This is a genomic window from Streptosporangium sp. NPDC004631 (genome assembly GCF_053601935.1).
The window spans coordinates 307373-325932 of sequence record NZ_JBSGCR010000003.1 but is presented as its reverse complement, the minus strand read 5'-3'; the positions used below and the strand labels follow the sequence as shown (position 1 = coordinate 325932).

The following is an 18560-nucleotide window of genomic DNA, read 5'->3' as shown; positions in this document are numbered from 1 at the left end:
TCGGGAACTTCACGAGCTCCAGCATGTCTCCTCCACCATCGCGATCAATCTGATCCGCCTGGACGACTGGGGGAACGGCCGCCTCCTCGACCGAGGCCACACACGTCACCCGCCGGTGGCCCCGGCTGCCTTGGGCACCCCTGGCGCGCCGCGGGCCGGGCCGCCTTGATCAACCTGTCGTGTCACACGCGACACGACAGCAACAAATCTATATTCGGATACTCGTTGTGCATAGCGAGAAATTCGCGTACCGTCGGCCTCACCTTTCCGGCTTGTCCGGATCAGGAGCCCGGGTGTGTGCCTGGGCGGCGACACCGATGTCGAGGCTCAGCAGGGAGGTGAGGGGTGCCCCATGATCCGCGCCGTCCTCGTCCGGCTGCTCACCACGGCCGGCCTGCTGGTCGTGGTCAGCGTAGGGACATTCATCCTCGTCAAACTCGCTCCGCAACGGCCGGAGCAGTTCATTCTCGGTCCCGACGCGCCGCCCTCGGCGGTCGCGGCGCTCCACCGCGAGCTTGGGCTTGGCGACCCATGGCTGTCCCAGTTCTTCACCTGGTTCAAAAACGCCGTCATCGGTGACCTCGGCACCTCGTGGGTGAGTGGGCGTTCGGTGTCCAGCACCATCGCCACAGCCGCCGTGCCGACGATGACGATCCTGGTGCTCTCGCTGGTGTGGTGCGTGCTCGCGAGTCTCGCCGTCGGCCTGTTCTCCACCCTCAACCATGGCGGTGTCGTCGACCGTGTGCTCAGCGCCCTGTCCGCCGTCCTTCACGGCACCCCCGGTTTCTGGCTGGGCATCCTGCTCGTCACGGTGTTCGCCCTGAACTTCGGCCTGTTTCCCGCTACCGGGTTCGTCAGTCCCGCCGAGTCCCTCACCGGAGCGTTCCAGTCGACGCTGCTGCCGAGTCTGGCCCTCGGGCTGTCGAGCGCCTCGGTGGTCGGGCGGTTCCTGCGGGCCTCGATGATCGGCGAACTCGGCAAGGAGTATGTCCGCTCGGCCATCGGCCAGGGCCACAGCCGCTGGTACGTCCTACGCCACCACGCGCTGCGTAACGCCCTCGGCCCGGCGATCACCCAGGTTGGCTTCCAGGTGGTGGTGATGCTCAGTACCGCCGTGGTCATCGAGCGGGTGTTCGGCATCCCCGGGCTCGGCTCCCTCGCGGTGACCGCCGCGGCCCAGAACGATCCCCCCACGCTGATGGGCACGGTTGTCACTTTCGCGCTCATCGTGCTCGTGGTGAACATCGTGGTCGACCTGCTCTACAGCTGGGCCAACCCGAAGCTGAGGAGCGCATGAGCGCCGACGCCGGCTCCCTCGCCCAGGTCGGGCGGATGTTCCGCCGCAACCGTGTCATCGCCTTCGCCGGCGGAGGTCTGTTCCTCGTCCTGGCCCTCGGCCTGCTGGCGCCGTGGATCGTTCCCTATGACCCGGTGGCCCAGGACCTGTCCTCCTCGATGCTCACGCCGAGTCCGAGCCACTGGCTTGGCACCGACGACCAGGGCCGCGACCTGTTCAGCCGTCTGCTCTACGCCGTGCGCATCGACTTCCTCGTGGCGATCATGGCCGTGACGATCGGCGTCGTGGTGGGCACGCCCCTCGGCATGCTCCTGGGCGGCTCGCGCCGAGGTGTCGACCGGGTCGGCTCGATCTTCGTCGACGCCGCGCTCGCGGTGCCGCCGCTGGTGTTCGTCCTGGCCGTCGTCGCCATCACCGGCCGGGGCCTGTTGCCCGCCATGGTCGGTTTCGGCCTGGTGTTCGCACTGCCGATGCTGCGGGTGATCCGCGGTGAGGTGTTGCGGGTGCGGCGAGAGGTGTTCGTCCGCGCCGCCCACGTCACAGGGCTGTCCCACCGGAGGGTGCTGTGGCGGCACGTGTTCCCCGAGGTGATCCCGGCGATCATCGTCCAGATCACCGTGCTGTTCCCCGCGGCGTTCCTCGTCGAGGCGTCCCTGAGCTACCTCGGCCTGAGCGTTCAGCCGCCCCAGGCGAGCCTCGGATCGATGCTCCAGAGCGCCCAGCAGGTGGCCCTGTCCGCGCCGTGGCAGGTGATCGCGCCCGGCCTGGCACTGCTGGTCATCGCGGTGCTGTTCAACCTCATCGCCGACTCGCTCAGCGAGGAGCTCACCCCGCGTCCCTCGGTGGCGCACCTGCTGCGCACGGCCCGGGGCCCGCGCTTCGTCCCCGCCCCCGACACGGCCGCCCGGTCGGACGCCGACCCGGCCCTGGTCCTTGAGGACGTCCACATCTCCATCGACGCGCCTGCCGGGCCGCGGCCCGTGGTGCGCGGGGTGTCGCTCAGCGTCGGCCGTGGCGAGATCGTGGCGCTCATCGGCGAGTCCGGCTCCGGTAAATCGCTCACCGCGATGACCCCGCTCGCGCTGCACCCCGCGGCGGCCCGGGTGGTCGGCGGCACGGTGCGCGTGCGGGGGCACGAGGTGGTCGGCGCGACGGCGGAGCGGCTGCGCGCACTGCGCGTCCACGAGGTGGGGCTGGTCCAGCAGGACCCCCTGGCCTGTCTCGACCCCAGCCACACCGTCGGCGAGCAGGTGACGGCGGTGTTGCGCCTCACCCAGGGCTTGCGCGGCAAGGCGGCCCGCACCCGCGCGGTCGAACTGCTCACCGAGGTGGGGATCACCCGCCCGGACAGCCGCCTGAGCCAGTTCGCCCATGAGCTGTCCGGCGGTATCGCCCAGCGGGTGATGATCGCGATGGCCCTTGCCCGTGACTCCCAGCTCATCGTCGCCGACGAGCCGACCAGCGCTCTCGACGCGACCCTGCAGCGCCAGGTCCTCGACCTGCTGCGCGGCCTGCGCGACAGCAAGGGGATCGGGATCCTGCTGGTGACCCACAGCATGGGCGTGGTGTCGTACGCCGCGGACCGGGTGTGCGTCATGTACGCCGGAGAGATCGTGGAGAGCGGGCCGACCGCCGAAGTGCTGGCCCGCCCGCGTCATCCCTACACCCAGGCCCTGCTCGCGGCCGTGCCGCGCAATCGGCCCCGCACCGAGCGGCTCCCGGTGATCCCCGGCGAGGCGCCCAGCCTGACCGCGGCGCCGGTTGGCTGCGCCTTCGCGCCACGCTGCTCCGTGGCCGTGGCCTCCTGCACCGAGGGGGACGTCCCGGTGTTCCGTGACGGCGAGCACACGTGGAAGTGCCCGCACGACGAGCGCGCCTGGAAGTTCATGCGTGACAAGCGCGACCAGATCCGGGAGGCGAGCGCGTGAAGCCGTTGCTGGAGATCGACGACTTGGTCGTCCGTTACCCTCACCGGCGTGGCGGTGCCGAGCCGCCCCCGGCGGTGGACGGAGTGACCCTGCGGGTGCGCGAGGGCGAGGCCGTCGGCCTCGCCGGCGAGTCCGGGTCGGGCAAGACGAGCACCGCGATGGCCGTGCTCGGGCTGGCCCCCATCACCGGTGGCACGGTCACCGTCGGTGACTGGGAGGTGCATCGCTTCGGCGGCACCGTGCCCCCGGCGTACCGGCGCGACGTCCAGGTGGTGTGGCAGGACCCCTACGGTTCCCTCACCCCGCGCATGACCGTGGGCGGCATGCTCGCCGAGCCGATACGGCTGCACTTCGGGCTCAGGGGGCCGCAGCTCACCGCCCGGGTCGAGGAGCTCCTGTCGCAGGTGAACCTGCCCCGGGAGAGCGCCCAGCGCTATCCGCACGAGTTCTCCGGCGGACAGCGGCAGCGGGTCGCGATCGCCCGGGCCGTCTCGATCCGGCCACGGCTGATCGTCCTCGACGAGCCGGTCAGTGCCCTCGACGTGCTGACCCAGAGCCAGATCCTCGCGCTGCTGGAGGAGCTGCGCGAGGCGACGGGCGTGGCCTATCTGCTCATCTCCCACGACCTCGCGGTGGTCCGCTATCTCACCGAGCGCGTCGTCATCCTCCACGGCGGGAAGGTCATGGAGGAGGGGCCGGTCGACCAGGTGTGCGACGCGCCCCGGGACGCCTACACCCGCACGCTCGTGGGGTCGGTCCTCGACCCCGAGGTGCGTGCCTCGTGACCGGCGCGCCCCCGCCCGCGACGCAGGACGGGCCGCTCACCGCGCTGTCGGGACGCCACATCCTGGTCACCGGCGCGGCCAAGGGCATCGGCCGTGCCACGGCCGAGCTCCTTCTCGACCACGGTGCCGTGGTCACCGCGGCCGACCTGGACGAGCGGGTTCACGAGCTCGCCGCCCGCGGCGCGCTGACCGCGGTCGGCGACGTGAGCGACCCGCGGACCGTCTCCGGCCTCGTGGGCCGCGCGGTGTCGGAGCTGGGTCCACTCGACGGCGCGGTCGTCAACGTCGCGATGTCCCGGTACGGGCCCATGCACGCGCAGGAGCCGGAGGACTTCGACTTCACCATCGCCGGAACGCTGGGCACCGCCGTCGTGGGCTTGCGCTGCGTGCTCGACGGGCTGGCGCCCTCGGCCTCGGTGGTGCTCGTCTCCTCCGGTGGCGCGCTCAAGGGCGAGCCCCGGCGAGGTGCCTACGGTACGGCCAAGGCCGGGCTCGACGGGTTCGTCCGCGCGATGGCCGTCGACCTGGCACCCGCGGTGCGCGTCAACGGGGTCTCCCCGGGCCCGATCCGCACCGATGCCAACGTCAGGGCGCGTGCCGAGCACGGTGAGCGGGCGGCCGCCCGTCGCACGCCGCTGGCCAGATGGGGCGAGGCCCATGAGGTGGCCCCCGTCATCGCGTTCCTGCTCTCGCCGGCGTCGGGCTACGTCGTCGGCGCCATGGTCTCCGTCGACGGCGGTCTGGCCGCCGGGAGCCAGCTTTTCCCGCCTCTGCCGCGACTGTCGGCCGCCGCGCCACGGGAGGACGCGTGAGCGCCGTGAACCGGCCCGCCGGCGGCCCGGCCATCGTCACAGGCGCGGCCACGTCTCTCGGCCGGGCCACCGTGCGCCGCCTCGCGCGGGCCGGCCGCGGTGTCGTGGCGGTCGACACGTCCGCCGTGGAGCCCGATGCCCTGGTCGCGCCGGGCGGGTCCGGCGACCAGGTGGCCGTGTTGGTCGCGGACCCGGCCGACCCCGGCACCGGCGAACGCATGCTCGCCCTGGCCCGGCGGCGGTTCGGCACCCCCGAGAGCCTCGTGGTGGTCACGGAGCACCGGGCGCGGAGCCGTTTCTCCGGGCAGGCCGCCGACGCCCTGCGCGCCATGGCCGGCGATGCCCTGGCGCCCGCGCACCGCGGGCTCCGAGCGGCGTACGAGGGCCTGGCCGAGGGGGGCGGTGTGGTCTTGACCCATGGCGGCCCGGGCGCCGGCCACGCCGGGGAGGCGTGGGCGTTCCAGGTGGTCCGCGACGCCCTGGCCAACCTTGTGCGCGGCGCCGCGGTCGAGATGTGCGAGCGCGGCATCCGCGTCAACGGTGTGGCGCCCGGGCTCATCGACCACGGGCGGGACGCCGTCACGCCGGGCCGCCCCGGCGACCGCGCGGTCCCGCTCGGCCGTCCCGGCCGGCCCGAGGAGGTCGCGGAGGTCATCGCGTTCCTCTGCTCGGCCGACGCGGGCTGGGTGGACGGCGTGGTCATCCCGGTCGACGGCGGCCTGCAAGCCGCCGGACTCGGCCTTCCCGGCCTGCCGCGCACCGACGACTCCCAGGAGTGATACCCATGGGCACCGACATCTCCGCGCCGAGAGGCCGTTTCGACTCCAAGGTGGCCGTCGTCACCGGCGCCGGCACGGGGCTCGGTGCCACCTTCGCCGCGCATCTGCACCGCGAGGGCGCCCTCGTGCACCTGGCCGACATCGACGAGCGGGGTCTGGCCGACAACGTCGCGGCGCTCGGTGAGCGCGCCGTCGCCCACCACGCCGACCTCACCGACGAGTCGGCCGTGGCGGCCATGGTCGCACGGGTCCTCGAACTCCACGGGAGGATCGACGTTCTGGTCAACAACGCCGGCGGCGAGCCGCTCTCCGCGACCGGCCGCATGCCCGGTTCGTATCCCGACATCGAGAACGTCGACCTTGAGCACTGGCAGCGCACCTTCGACATCAACCTGCTCACGACGCTGCTGTGCTGCAAGCACGTCGTGCCCGCGATGCGCCGCCAGAGCTATGGCCGCATCGTCAACATCTCCTCGGGCGCCGCGACCGGCACCTCGCACCAGGGGGTGAGCCGGGCGTACAGCAGCGCCAAGGCGGGCGTGCTCACCCTCACCCGCCACCTCGCCCGTGAGGTCGGCTCACACGGTGAGATCACCGTCAACAGCGTCGTCCCCGGGCTCATCCTGTCCAAGCCGATGCTGCGGCGTTCGTTCGCCGAGATGCCTCCCGGGCGGCGCGAGGGCCTGGTCGCCAAGACCGCGCTGGGGCGCCTCGTCGAGCCCGATGAGATCGCCCGCGCCGTGAGCTTCCTGTGCAGCGACGACAGCAGTGGCATCACCGGCCAGGCCCTGTGGGTCAACGCCGGCTCCTACATGGTGTCCTGACCCGCCCCCGCGAAGCTCGGCCGCCGTCGCCCCGGCCGGACGCCCCAGGCCAATCCGTAATCGGAGGAACTGTGAGCCCCACCGTCAACGAGATGATCGCTCATGAGCTCGCGCAGCTCGGTACCCGGGCCTGCTTCGGGCTGATGGGAGAGGACACCGCCCACCTCACGGCGGCCCTGGTGGCCGAGGGCGTGCGGTACTACTCCGCGCGGCACGAGGCGATCGCGGTGGGCATGGCCGACGGGTATGCCGCGGCCACCGGCCGGCTGGGCGTCTGCGCCATCACCCGTGGTCCCGGATTCCTCAACGCGCTCACCGCCGCCACCACCGCCGCGCGGGCGCACCTGCCACTACTGATCATCACCGGTGAGGCCCCGACCAAGCGCTGGTACCTTCCGGACCTCAAGGTCGCCGACCAGCGGCGGGCCGCCGAGGTGGCCGGTCTGGTGTACGCCGAGGCGCGCACGGCCGACGAGGTCCCCGACGCTCTGCGGTCCGCGCTTCAGGCCGCGCTGTCCAACCGGGCCGCGGTGCTGTCGGTGGTGGCCAACGTGTTCGACGAGCCCGCGGGGAAGGGCTGGCCGCTCGGGGAGATCCGCCCTGACGCGCTTCCGTCCGTGGCCCCCGACGCGGCCCTCGTTCGGCGGACGGCCGCGCTGTTGACGTCGGCCGAGCGACCCCTGCTGCTCGCCGGACGCGGTGCGCTGCAGCCGGGGGCCCGGGAGCTCATGCTTGAGCTCGCCGAGCGCACCGGCGCCCTCGTCGGCACCTCGGTCCCGGCCAAGGATCTGTTCCTCGGCAGCCCGCTTGACGTGGGGGTGCTCGGCGGGTTCACCAGCGAGCCGTCCGGTGAGGTGCTGGGCGACCTCGACTGCGTGCTGGCGGTCGGCGCGAGCCTGACAGACTTCACCAGCGCCGAGCGCACCCTGTTCCGGCAGGCGACGACGGTGCAGGTGACGGTGGACGCCGACGCCTTCGACGCCTACTACCCCGTGGAGGTCAAGGTCCACGCCGACGCGGTGTCGATGCTTGAGGCGTTGCTCACCGCGATCCCGGCGCGGCACGCCGGGCCCACGCCGGCGCTTCACGCGCCCGAGGTCCTGGCCCGGTTGTGTGCCCCGCGGTACGACGGGCCCGATGAGAGCGACGGCACCGGGGTCGATCCGCGCGTGCTGCTCAGCACCCTTGACGCGATGCTGCCGCGGCGGCGCCAGATGGTGCTCGACCTCGGACGCTTCAGCGCCGGGCCGATGCGCTACGTGCGCACCAGTGGGCCGCGCAGCTCGCGGTTCGCCGCCGACTTCGGGGCCATCGGCTGTGCCCTCGGCCCGGCACTGGGCACCGCGGTGGCCTGTCCTGACTCGCCGACCGTCCTGTACGCCGGTGACGGCGGGTTCATGCTGACGCTGTCGGACCTGGTCACGGCGGCTCGTTACCGCCTCCCGCTGGTGATCGTCGTGATGAACGACCGCGCCTTCGGTGCCGAGCGGAACGTCCTCGCGGCACATGGGTTCTCGCAGGAACTGGCCGAGCTGCCCGACACGGACTTCGCCGCCGTCGCCAGGGCGATGGGTCTCGACGCGGCCACGATCCGTTCGGCCGACGACCTTGGCGCCCTCGGCGAGCGCCTGGCCCACCTCGACGGACCGCTGCTGCTGGACTGCAAGCTGCGCCCGGACCGCCCGGTGCGTTACTTCAAGCTGCCCGGCGGCCCGAAGACCGAGGCCGGGCCGGTAGCCGGTTAGGCGAGCTCGGCGGCGATCCGGTCCGCCGCGACCTTGACCTCGGCTCCGATTTCGGGGTGGTTGCACTGGCTGTCGAGGCCCACGACCGCGATCGCGCCGGCGAGCTCGCCCCGGCTGGTGATGGGCGAGGCCACGGCGGACAGGCCGGTGATGACCTCTCCGGAGGACGTGGCGTACCCCCGGGCGCGGCAGAGCGTGACCTCGCGACGCTCCCCGTCCCGGGGTGGCTCGCCGGCCAGCAGTGCCACCCCGGGGGCGCCGTGGTCGATCGGGTGGCGGGTGCCGGGGCGGTAGGACACGTGGGCGGTGGAGTACCGCGGCTCGACGCTTGAGATCGTCACGGCCTCCTCGCCCTCGCGCACCACGAGGAACGCCGTCATGCCGACGGAGTTGGCCAGCGCGATGAGCTCGGGCATGGCGGCCGCCTGCAGCGGGCGCGAGACGCTGCGGGCCAGCACCGACAGACCGAACCCGGGCTCGTAGCGGCCCCCGGCGCGGCGCCGGACGAGCCGGTGGTCTTCCAGCGTGCGGAGCATGCGATAGGCGATCGAGCGGTGCACGCCCAGGCCGATCGCGAGGTCTTCGAGGCTCTGGGGTTCGTTCGCCTCCGCGACCGCCTCAAGCAGCCGGATGCCCCGGTCGAGGGTCTGCGAGTGCGGCGCGGTCGCGGGGGAGTCCTGTCGGGGTCGAGCCATGACGAAGGTTGTCCTCACTGTCGAGACTGTCGAGCTGTTTTACGATACGATCTCTATCATAGAGAGAAATATACCGACTATAGAGAAATGAGCAAGTGTGGTTAAGTCATTCGCGTCGTCCACGGACCTCGCCGACAAGACCGAGAACCTGGAAGTGCTGGCCGAAGGCGTCTACGCCCTCACCGCGGAGGGCGACCCCAACGTCGGGGCCATCGAGGGTGAGGACTTCGTCGTGGCCTTCGAGGCGCGGGCCACGCCGGTCGCCGCACGCGACTGGCTGACCCGGCTGAGGGAGCACACCGACAAGCCGGTGCGCCATCTGGTCCTGTCGCACTACCACGCGGTGCGGGTGCTCGGGGCGAGCGCGTTCCAGGCCGAGTCCGTCGTGGCCCACGAGGCGACCGCGCGCCTCGTGGCCGAGCGCGGCATGGAGGACTGGGAGAGCGAGTACCGCCGCATGCCCAGGCTGTTCAAGGAGCCCGGCTCGATCCCCGGACTGACGGTCCCGGACATCACCTTCACCGACCGCATGACCATCGACCTCGGCGGCGACCGGGGTCCGCTCGTGCTCCAGTACTGCGGCCGCGGCCATACCGCCGGCGACATCGTCGCCTGGCTGCCCCGGCGGCGGATCCTGTTCGCCGGTGACCTCGTCGAGGCGCGGGCGGCTCTCTACACCGGTGACGCCTTCCACCGCGACTGGTCGGCGGGTACGCTCGACACGGTGGCGGCGCTCGGTGCCGACGTGCTCGTCGGGGGCCGGGGCGCCGTCGCGCGGGGCTCGCGGGAGGTCGGCGCCGCGATCGAGCAGACCCGCGACTTCCTCACCGTCATGCTCGCCGAGGTGGGCCGCGTGCACGCCGCCGGCGGCGGCGTCAAGGACGCGTTCGAGTCGGCGCACGCCGCGCTCGAACCGCGCTACGGCACCTGGCCGATCTTCGAGCACACCATGCCCTTCAACGTCCAGCGGCTGTGGGACGAGTTCGACGGCATCGACTGGCCGCGGATCTGGACCGCGGAGCGGGATCGCCAGGTGTGGGACCAGATGCACGGTGACTGACGCAGACACCCCGTCCGCTCGTGTCTGTGACCCCGTGGTGGTCGTGGGCAACGGGCCGGTCGGGCAGACCGCCGCGCTCCTGCTGGCCCGCTGGGACATCCCCGTGGTTCTGCTCGACCGCCGGGACGAGCGCGATCTCGTGGGGTCCAAGGCCATCTGCCAGCAGCGCGACGTCCTGGACATCTGGGAGACCGTCGGTGCCGGGTACGCCATCACGCGCGAGGGCGTCACCTGGACCAAGGCCCGCACCTTCTACCGCGACACGGAGCTGTTCTCGGTCGACTTCGTCGACTCCGGAGGCTCGCCGTTCCCGCCATTCGTCAACCTCTCGCAGGCGCGCACCGAGGCACTGCTCGATGAGCGGATCGCGCGGCACCCGCTCATCGACGTGCGATGGTCGCACACCGTGGTGGCGCTCGATGAGGATTCCGGCGGACTCACGGTGCGCGCCACGACTCCCGAGGGGGAATCCCTGCTGCGGACCCCGTACGCCGTGGTGTGCGCCGGTGCCCGCGGGGACGAACTGCGCGGCCTGCTGGGGGTGAGCTTCGAGGGGAAATCTTTCGGCGACCACTTCCTCATATGCGACATCCGCACCGAGATCCCCGGTGACGCCCAGGAGCGGCGCTTCCACTTCGACCCCAGCTGGAACCCGGGCCGTCAGGTGCTCATCCACCCCTGCCCCGACTCCACCTACCGGATCGACTGGCAGGTGCCGGACGATTTCGACCTTGAGGCGGAGCGGGCGAGCGGGGCGCTCGACGCGCGGATTCGGATGATCATCGGTGAGCGGCCCTACGAGATCGTCTGGATGTCGGTCTACCGGTTCCATTCGCGCATGGCCGACCGGTTCCGGGTCGGGCGCGCGTTCCTGGCGGGCGATTGCGCCCACCTGATGGCGCCGTTCGGCGCCCGAGGGCTCAACTCCGGTGTGCAGGACGTCGAGAACCTCGCCTGGAAGCTCGCCTTCGTGCTGAGGGGCTGGGCGCCGGAGGCGCTGCTCGACACCTATCACCTTGAGCGCTCCGACGCCGCGAGGGAGAACCTGGAGGTCACCGGCGCCACCATGCGCTTTCTGGTGCCGCAGACGGACCGCGAGCGCGACCGGCGCCACACCTGGCTGGAGGCCGCGGTCGACGACCCGCGGGCGCTGGTCAAGGTCGACTCCGGACGTCTGGCGGAGCCCTTCTGGTACGTGGACTCCCCGCTGACGGTCCCCGACCCCAGCCGGCCGTTCGCCGGCCGGCCGCCCAGCGGCTCGGCCCCGCCCCCCGCGCCGGGGGTCCTCGTGCCCGACGTGCGCGTCGGCGTACGGGGGCGCCCGGAGGTGAGGCGGCTGCGCGAGATCGTCCGAGGGGGCCTGCTCGTGCTCCTTGAGGAGGGGCTCGACGCCGAGGAGGTCCACCTGGCCGTCAAGGAGGCCACCGACGTCCCCCTGCAGGTGCACGCCATCCGCGATCTGGGGGGCGGTGTGCTCTCCGGGGCGCTGCGGAGCCGGCCGGGCGAGGCGTGGCTCATCCGGCCCGACGGCCATGTCGCGGCGGTGCTGTGGCAGCCCGACGCGGCGGCCCTGGCGGGCGTCGTCGACCGCGTGCTCGCGCGGCACCACTGACAGCGGCCGCGGCTCTCAGCGGCAGGCATACCGGGCGTGCCCGGACGCGAGACAGGACGCATCCATGAGCGGAATCGAGATCCAGCGCGGCGGCGTGCTCACGCACCCGGCCTTCCACCCCGTCATCTCGGTCTCCGGGCCGCGGCGGTGGCACTTCCTGGCCGGCCGCTGCGCCGTCGACGACCGGCAGCGGCCCATGCACGTCGGCGACACGCTGGGCCAGGTGCGGCGCATCCGGGAGATCGTCGACGCCGAGCTGGCCGCCGTCGGCGCCACCTGGGCCGACGTGGTCTACCAGCGCATCTTCGCCGTTGACCCGCAGGGATACCTGGAGAAGGCGGCCGAGGTGCTGGCCGAGGCCTACGCGCCGCACCTGCTCGCGCCCGGCACGCTGGTGGGCGTCACGGCGCTCGCGCGGCCCGAGTTCCTCGTCGAGATCGACGTGCTGGCGATCACATAGTAAGACGAATAACTCGATATTGGAAAAGTGATTGTAAATAGTGAATATCTCCGGTAGCGTCCGACCACACGATCGACCAGCAGCCGGGACGACTGCCCTGGAAACTCGGAGGGTGACCGCACCGTGAGCGGCCTGGGAATGACTCAGAAGATCCTCGCGCGCCATGCCGGCCGGGAGTCGGTGCGCGCGGGCGAGATGGTCGTCGTGCCGGTCGACACCTCGGTCGTGCTCGACCTCAACTTCTACGACGGCCACTGGCTGGAGCCCGCCCGCCTGGCCGCCCCCGACCGCGTCGTCGTGGTGTACGACCACGTGGTCCCGGCCCCGAGCCGCGCCGTGGCCGACTTCCTGGAGCGCGGGCGGGCCTTCGTCCGGCGCCACGGGATCACCCGCTTTCATGACGTCGGCGGCGACCAGGGCATCTGCCACCAGCTCATCGCCGACGTGCCCTACGCCCGGCCCGGCGAGATCCTGGTCTGCTGCGACAGCCACACCTGCAGCGCCGGTGCCCTCAACTGCGCGGCGCGCGGCATCGGGGAGGTCGAGCTCACCTATGTGCTCGCCACCGGCTCCACCTGGTTCGTTCTCGGGGAGACCGTGCGCTACGAGTTCCAAGGGGCGCTGCGCCCGGGCGTGCACGCCAAGGACGTGTTCCTGCACATCGCCCACCACCACGGCGGACACGTCGGCCGGAACATGGAGTTCGGCGGCCCGGGGCTGGCCTCGCTCACCATGGACCAGCGCCGCACCGTCGCCACCATGTGCGCCGAGGTGAGCGCGGACTTCGCGGTGTTCGAGGGCGACCAGGTGCTCGCCGCCCACCTGCGGGCGCGCGGGGTGGAGCCCGACTTCGTGATGCCCGACGAGGACGCCGAGTACGCGGCGGTGCGGGTCCTGGACCTGGCCGAGGTGGAGCCGATGGTGGCCCGCCCGCACCACGTCGTCGACAACACCGCCCGCATCCAGGACGTGCGCGGCACCCGGGTCAACCGCGCCTTCATCGGGTCGTGCTCCAACGGCACCATCGAGGACCTGCGCCAGGCCGCCGAGGTACTGCGCGGCCGGCGGGTCCACCCCGACGTGAGCCTGCTCGTCACGCCGAGCTCCCAGGCCGTCTACCGGCAGGCCGTGCTCGACGGCACCGTGCGGGCCCTCATCGAGGCCGGCGCACTTGTCACGACCTCCTCGTGCAGCATGTGCGCGGGGCACATCAACGCCCTCGGCGGCGGCGACGTCTGCATCTCCTCCAGCACCCGCAACTTCATGGGGCGGATGGGCAGCCCGCAGGCCCAGATCTACCTCGCCTCCTCGGCGAGCGTCGCGGCCGCGGCCGTGACCGGGGAGATCAGGGACCCGCGCGAGGCGCTCGCGGAGGTGCCGGCCCGATGACCGCGCCACCGCAGCAGATCCGGGGCCGGGTGTGGGTCTTCGGCGACAACGTCAACACCGACCTCATCCAACCGGGACACGCCCTCGTCGGCGACATCGAGCAGGAGGGCCGGTACGTCTTCGAAGCCAACCGCCCCGGCTGGGTCGACCTGGTGCGACCGGGGGACGTCGTCGTCGCCGGCCGCAACTTCGGCACCGGGTCGTCGCGCCCGGCCGCGCGGGCCTTGCGCCGGGTCGGGATCGCCGCCCTCGTGGCGGAGTCGATCAACGGCCTCTTCTTTCGCAACTGCGTCAACTACGGCCTGCCGGCTCTGCAGAGCCCCGCGGTCGCGGGCATGTTCACCGAGGGCGACGAGGCGGTCGTCGACGTGACCACCGGCCTGCTCCGCAACGCCACCACCGGAGCCGTCGCGCAGGCCGAGGCCTGGGCGCCGGAGCTGGTCACCATCCTCCGGGCGGGCGGGCTGATGGGCCTGCTCATCGCCGAAGGACTCATCCACGCACACGGTGAGGAAAGATCATGATGGCACCCGCCCCGACCCCCAGCGAGCGGCTCGGAGCCCTGCTTGAGCAGGACGCCCCGGTCTTCGCCGGAGGCTGTTACGACAGCCTGTCCGCGGCCGTGCTTGAGCGGGCCGGTTTCCCGGCGCTGTTCGTCAGCGGTGCCGGCGTCTCGGCCAGTGTGATCGGCATGCCCGACCTCGGCCTGCTGAGCCTTGAGGAGCTGGTGCGCACCGCGCGCAACATCATCAACCGCTCCGCCGTCCCGGTCGTCGTCGACGCCGACACGGGGTTCGGTAACGAGCTCAACGTCACCCGCACCATCCGCGAGCTCGTCCGCGCGGGCGCGGCGGGCGTCATGCTTGAGGACCAGACCTCGCCCAAGCGCTGCGGGCAACTCGACGGCAAGGACGTCGTCGACGCCGACACCTTCGTCCGCAAGATCGCCGCAGCCGCCGACGCGCGCGGTGACTCGGGCATGAAGATCATAGCGCGCACCGACGCGCTCGCGATCCACGGTTTGGAGGAGTCGCTCAGCCGGGTCCGGCGCGCCCACGACGCCGGTGCGGACATCACCTTCGTCGAGGCGCCGCGCACCGACGACCAGGTGCGTGAGATCGGCGGCCGCAGCCCCGGCTGGCCGATGTACGGCCTTACGGGGAGCATCGTGCCGTCCTACGGCCGCGACGAGCTGCGCGAGCTCGGGTTCCGGTTCGTCACGCTGCCCGGTGTGGCCCTCATGCCGATGATCTCCGAGGTCGGCAAGGCGGCGAGGGCCGTCCTGCGGACCGGCAGCCACGACCCGCTGGACGCCTACGACATGGTGCCCCGCGACATCTTCGAGACGGTCGGGCTCGGCGAGTGGCTGAGTCTCGGCAAACGTCTCTCCGAACCACGCTGACAGGGCCCACCCCGGTCGAGGGTCAACCCGCACCCCCGCCCACCGGCCGGTCGCCCGACCGGCATCCCGCGCAACCGCTCGGCACATCCCTCCTCACACCTCCACACCGGCCCACATCGTGCGATCAATATCCGAAGGGTGGTCGAAGTCATGAGCTGGACCAACAGATCGTTCCAAACGTCCCGGGGCGCTTCTCCGCGGCGCTTCGCGGAGCTCACCTCGGTCGTGGCCGCGGTCGCCCTGCTGGCCGCCTGCGGCGGCGCGGGCACCGGCGCCACCGACGGCGGTGCCGCAGGCAAGGAGATCGTCGAGGCGTCGCAGACCGGCGTCACCTCCTTCGACCCGCTCACCGCGACCCCCACCGAGGTCCACTACCTGCGGCCCGTCTACGACACGCTGGTGCAGCAGGTGACCTCCGACAAGTACGGCCCCGGCCTGGCCACCGAGTGGAAGATCACCGACGGAGGCAGGACGGTGGTCTTCACGCTCCGCGAGGGGGTCACCTTCAGCGACGGCACCCCGTTCAACGCCGACGCCGTCGTCGCCCACTTCAAGCGGGGCATGACCACGGAGACGTCCCCCTACGCGCCGATCTTCGGCAAGATCGCCACTGTCGAGGCCTCCGACGCCAAGACGGTGACGCTCACGCTCAAGGAGGTGTTCCCGCCCTTCATCGACCGGATGGCCTACAGCCCCGGCATGATCGCGAGCCCCAAGGCCGACCCGCAGAAGCTGCGCCTGCAGCCGGTCGGCACCGGGCCGTGGGTCCTCGACCCCGAGACCCAGCCCAACACGGCGTATGTCTACACCAAGAGCGCGAAGTACTGGGATCCCTCGGTCCAGAAGACCAGCAAGATCACCATCAAGCCCATGTCGGAGCCGGCGGCACGTTCCAACGCCCTGCTGAGCGGCCAGGTGGTCGCGGCCCAGGTGGCCGAGCCCGACATCGCGGGCCTGGAGAAGAAGGGCCTCAAGGTCGTCCAGACCGACCGGGTCACCCTGATCTTCTCGGTGATGGACCGAGAGGGCGAGGTCGTGCCGGCGCTCAAGGACCCGCGGGTGCGCGAGGCGCTGTCGATCTCGCTGGACCGCAAGGCGATCATCGACACGATCTACTACGGCAAGGGCCAGCCGATGGCCACCTACCCGGAGGACCGGCTGGGCCACAACGCCGCCACCACCGAGGCCAACGCCTACGATCCCGCCAGGGCCAAGAAGCTGCTGGCCGAGGCCGGATTCCCCGACGGCTTCTCCTTCGAGTTGCCCTCCTTCGGCGCCAACCTCCAACTCGCCACGGCCCTGGTGGGCCAGTGGGCCAAGGTCGGCGTCAAGGCGAACATCAAGGAGGTCGACCTCGCGGCGTACCGCCCGCTGCTCAACGACCGCAAGGTGCCGGTGGCCGTGTTCGGCTACGCCAACAACGTCGCCTACCAGTTCTACCTCGACTTCGCCTCGCCCACGGGGATGAACAACCCGTTCCGGGTGAAGTCACCGGAGGCCGACGCGACGGCCCACCAGATCGCGGCCCTGGCCGACCCGGCCGGCGCCGAGGCCAAGGAACTGTACGCGAAGCTCACCGACGGGGTGGCCAAGGCCGGCACCTACATCGTGGGCATCAAGTACATCCAGCAGGGCGCCCCCAAGGGCCTTGAGGGCAACTTCGACTGCGACTGCAGCATCCTCCCCGAGCCGCGCGGCATGATCCTCAAGTAGCGGCCGGTTATCGGCGAAAACGGACCAACATGACGATCACCTATGCGAGGCTGTTCGCGCCGATCCGCATCGGCGGGGTCGAGCTGCCCAACCGCGTGGTTCAGCCGGCGCACACCCGAGGTTTCGCCGAGCACGGCCGGGAGACCGAGCGCGACATCGCGTACTACCTGGAGCGGGTTCGCGGCGGCGCGGGACTGGTGTACGCCGGCGGGCGGGCGGTGCACCGCACGTCCGACGCGCTGCGCCACGCGGCCTCCGCGCACGGCGACCTCGTACGCGCCGACCGCGCGGTCACCGGTGCGGTCCACGCGGCGGGCGGGCTCATCTTCGCCCAGCTCAACCACTTCGGTGTCAACGCCTCCAGTGACGGCGTCGACGGACTGCATCCGCTGTGGGGCGCGTCGGACGTCCCCTCGGCCAAGCACGGCATGGTGCCGGTGCCCATCGCGGCCGGTCGGATCGACGAGCTCGTCGGCGCGTGGGCGCGGGCCGCCGCGGCGGTACGCCTCGGCGGCTACGACGGCCTCGAACTGCTCATGGGCCACGGTTACCTCGTGCACCAGTTCCTCTCGCGCCTGCACAACCGGCGCGAGGACGACTACGGCGGCTCGCTGGAGAACCGGGCCCGGCTCGGCTGCGAAATCCTCGCGGCCGTGCGGCGGGCCGTGGGCGACGACTTCCCCCTGGGGGTGCGGATATCGCTGCAGGACAGCGAATTCGAGCTCACCTTCGACGAACTGGCCGAGGCCGGCAGGCTGTTCCACGAGGCCGGAGCGCTCGACTTCTACCATCTGTCCGGCGGCACCCCCATGCTCGGCGACGGGCCGTGGGGGGCGACCGCGGAGCTCGGCGGCCGGTTCCGCGCCGTGGCCGGCGGGGTGCCGGTCATGCTCTCGGGAGGCATCCTGCGCCCTGAGCAGGCCGAGGCGGTGCTCGCCGCGGGCCATGCCGACCTGCTGGCACTGGCCAGAGCCCAGATCGCCGATCCGCACTGGGCGGCCAAGGCCCGAGAAGGCCGGGCCGAAGAGATCACCCACTGTGTGCAGGCCAACCAGGGGTGCTTCGCCCGGGCCCGCCGCGAGCTGCCCATGTCGTGCACCGTCAACCCGCTGGCCGGGCGTGAGCGCCGGTACGCCGAGGTGACCACCGCCGCGGCGCGCCCCGCGCGCTGGCTCGTCGTCGGCGGCGGCCCCGCCGGGCTCAAGGCGGCGGCCACCCTGGCCGGCCGGGGTCACGACGTGAGCCTGGTGGAGGCGGGCCCCGAGCTCGGCGGCCAACTGCTGCTCGCGCGGGGCCTCCCCGGTGTCGCCGGCCTCCTGCAGGCGGTGGACGACCTCGCCGGCGCCGCCGCGCGCGCCGGCGTACGCGTCGGGCTCGGCACCCGCGTGGACGTGGCCGATGTGCTGAACCGGGACGATCTCGACCGGATTCTCGTGGCGACCGGAGCGGTCCCGGACCGGTTCGGTTACGCGAGTTGCCGGCCTCACCGCCAGGCGATACCCGGCCACGACAGACCTCACGTCCATACGGGTTTCGACGCGTTGCGCGGCCGCGTCCCGGCCGGCTCGCGGGTCCTCGTGCTCGACGACGACGGCGGCCGTTACGCGGCGGCGGTCTGCGAAAGGCTGCTCGCCGACGGCTCGCGCGTGGAGGTCGTCACCGCCCGTCCGGCACTCTTCGAGGGGATGGCCGCGACCCTCGACCAGGCCGCGGCGTACGCGCGGCTCATGGGGAGCGGGCTCACCGGCCACACGAACACCTGGTGCGACCGGCTCGACACCCCGCGCCTCATGCTCGCCAACGTCCACACCGGTGAGCTCCGGCGGGGCCCGGAGGCCGACCACGTGGTCCTCGCCTCGCGGCGCCGGGCCGACGACGCCCTGTTCCACGGGCTCGCCGCGGCGCTCGGCCACGACCGCGTCGTCCGCGTGGGCGACTGTGTGGCACCGCGCCGGCTCGACCACGCCCTCTACGAGGGCCACGCCGCGGGCCTGGAGATCGACCCTCTGGAACTGGAGGGGGTGCCCGTGTGAAGAGCACGTCCGAGACCCCCGTTACC

Annotated in this window: 16 protein-coding genes; 15 read left to right on the top strand and 1 reads right to left on the bottom strand. The window is 72.0% G+C overall.

Annotation, left to right across the window (positions count from 1 at the left end):
* Window positions 1–352: 352 nt before the first annotated feature.
* From ACWEF2_RS04825 to ACWEF2_RS04795, 7 genes are all read left to right on the top strand, one after another.
* Entirely contained in the window at window positions 353–1297 is a 945-nt protein-coding gene (locus ACWEF2_RS04825; protein ID WP_453811945.1) for an ABC transporter permease, read from the top strand.
* Window positions 1294–3225, top strand: a complete 1932-nt coding sequence (locus ACWEF2_RS04820) for a dipeptide/oligopeptide/nickel ABC transporter permease/ATP-binding protein (protein WP_453811943.1) — start codon at window positions 1294–1296, stop codon at window positions 3223–3225. The genes ACWEF2_RS04825 and ACWEF2_RS04820 overlap by 4 nt, the downstream gene beginning before the upstream one ends.
* Window positions 3222–4010 (top strand): ATP-binding cassette domain-containing protein, encoded by a 789-nt coding sequence (locus ACWEF2_RS04815; RefSeq protein ID WP_453811941.1) that lies wholly within the window; start codon window positions 3222–3224, stop codon window positions 4008–4010. The genes ACWEF2_RS04820 and ACWEF2_RS04815 overlap by 4 nt, the downstream gene beginning before the upstream one ends.
* A complete protein-coding gene (locus tag ACWEF2_RS04810; protein WP_453811939.1) occupies window positions 4007–4822 on the top strand; it encodes an SDR family NAD(P)-dependent oxidoreductase in 816 nt (271 codons plus the stop codon). Before ACWEF2_RS04815 ends, ACWEF2_RS04810 begins: the two co-directional genes overlap by 4 nt.
* The gene (locus ACWEF2_RS04805) at window positions 4819–5601 is read left to right on the top strand and encodes an SDR family NAD(P)-dependent oxidoreductase (RefSeq protein WP_453811937.1); all 783 of its coding nucleotides are present in this window, start codon (window positions 4819–4821) and stop codon (window positions 5599–5601) included. The genes ACWEF2_RS04810 and ACWEF2_RS04805 overlap by 4 nt, the downstream gene beginning before the upstream one ends.
* A gap of 5 nt (window positions 5602–5606) precedes the next feature.
* Window positions 5607–6425, top strand: a complete 819-nt coding sequence (locus ACWEF2_RS04800) for an SDR family NAD(P)-dependent oxidoreductase (RefSeq protein ID WP_453811935.1) — start codon at window positions 5607–5609, stop codon at window positions 6423–6425.
* A 71-nt stretch (window positions 6426–6496) separates the two neighbouring features.
* Window positions 6497–8170, top strand: a complete 1674-nt coding sequence (locus ACWEF2_RS04795; protein WP_453811933.1) for a thiamine pyrophosphate-binding protein — start codon at window positions 6497–6499, stop codon at window positions 8168–8170.
* Here ACWEF2_RS04795 and ACWEF2_RS04790 read toward each other — a convergent pair.
* Window positions 8167–8865: an IclR family transcriptional regulator gene (locus ACWEF2_RS04790; RefSeq protein WP_453811931.1), complete on the bottom strand. Its 699-nt coding sequence runs from the start codon at window positions 8863–8865 to the stop codon at window positions 8167–8169. The two genes, ACWEF2_RS04795 and ACWEF2_RS04790, sit on opposite strands and share 4 nt — an antisense overlap.
* 97 nt (window positions 8866–8962) lie before the next feature.
* Here ACWEF2_RS04790 and ACWEF2_RS04785 point away from each other — a divergent pair, with 97 nt between their 5' ends.
* The 8 genes from ACWEF2_RS04785 (at window position 8963) to ACWEF2_RS04750 (ending at window position 18534) form a co-directional block, all read left to right on the top strand.
* Entirely contained in the window at window positions 8963–9925 is a 963-nt protein-coding gene (locus ACWEF2_RS04785) for an MBL fold metallo-hydrolase (protein ID WP_453811929.1), read from the top strand.
* A complete protein-coding gene (locus ACWEF2_RS04780; RefSeq protein WP_453811927.1) occupies window positions 9918–11537 on the top strand; it encodes an FAD-dependent monooxygenase in 1620 nt (539 codons plus the stop codon). The genes ACWEF2_RS04785 and ACWEF2_RS04780 overlap by 8 nt, the downstream gene beginning before the upstream one ends.
* Before the next feature lie 64 nt (window positions 11538–11601).
* Window positions 11602–11997: a Rid family hydrolase gene (locus ACWEF2_RS04775; RefSeq protein WP_453811925.1), complete on the top strand. Its 396-nt coding sequence runs from the start codon at window positions 11602–11604 to the stop codon at window positions 11995–11997.
* A 123-nt stretch (window positions 11998–12120) separates the two neighbouring features.
* Window positions 12121–13386: a 3-isopropylmalate dehydratase large subunit gene (locus ACWEF2_RS04770; protein WP_453811923.1), complete on the top strand. Its 1266-nt coding sequence runs from the start codon at window positions 12121–12123 to the stop codon at window positions 13384–13386.
* Entirely contained in the window at window positions 13383–13910 is a 528-nt protein-coding gene (locus ACWEF2_RS04765) for a LeuD/DmdB family oxidoreductase small subunit (protein ID WP_453811921.1), read from the top strand. The genes ACWEF2_RS04770 and ACWEF2_RS04765 overlap by 4 nt, the downstream gene beginning before the upstream one ends.
* Entirely contained in the window at window positions 13907–14788 is an 882-nt protein-coding gene (locus ACWEF2_RS04760) for an isocitrate lyase/PEP mutase family protein (RefSeq protein WP_453811919.1), read from the top strand. The genes ACWEF2_RS04765 and ACWEF2_RS04760 overlap by 4 nt, the downstream gene beginning before the upstream one ends.
* A 150-nt stretch (window positions 14789–14938) precedes the next feature.
* Entirely contained in the window at window positions 14939–16501 is a 1563-nt protein-coding gene (locus tag ACWEF2_RS04755; RefSeq protein ID WP_453811918.1) for an ABC transporter substrate-binding protein, read from the top strand.
* A gap of 29 nt (window positions 16502–16530) precedes the next feature.
* Window positions 16531–18534 carry an oxidoreductase gene (locus tag ACWEF2_RS04750; RefSeq protein ID WP_453811916.1) on the top strand — a complete coding sequence of 668 codons (2004 nt, stop codon included), beginning with the start codon at window positions 16531–16533 and terminating at the stop codon, window positions 18532–18534.
* Window positions 18535–18560 lie beyond the last annotated feature (26 nt).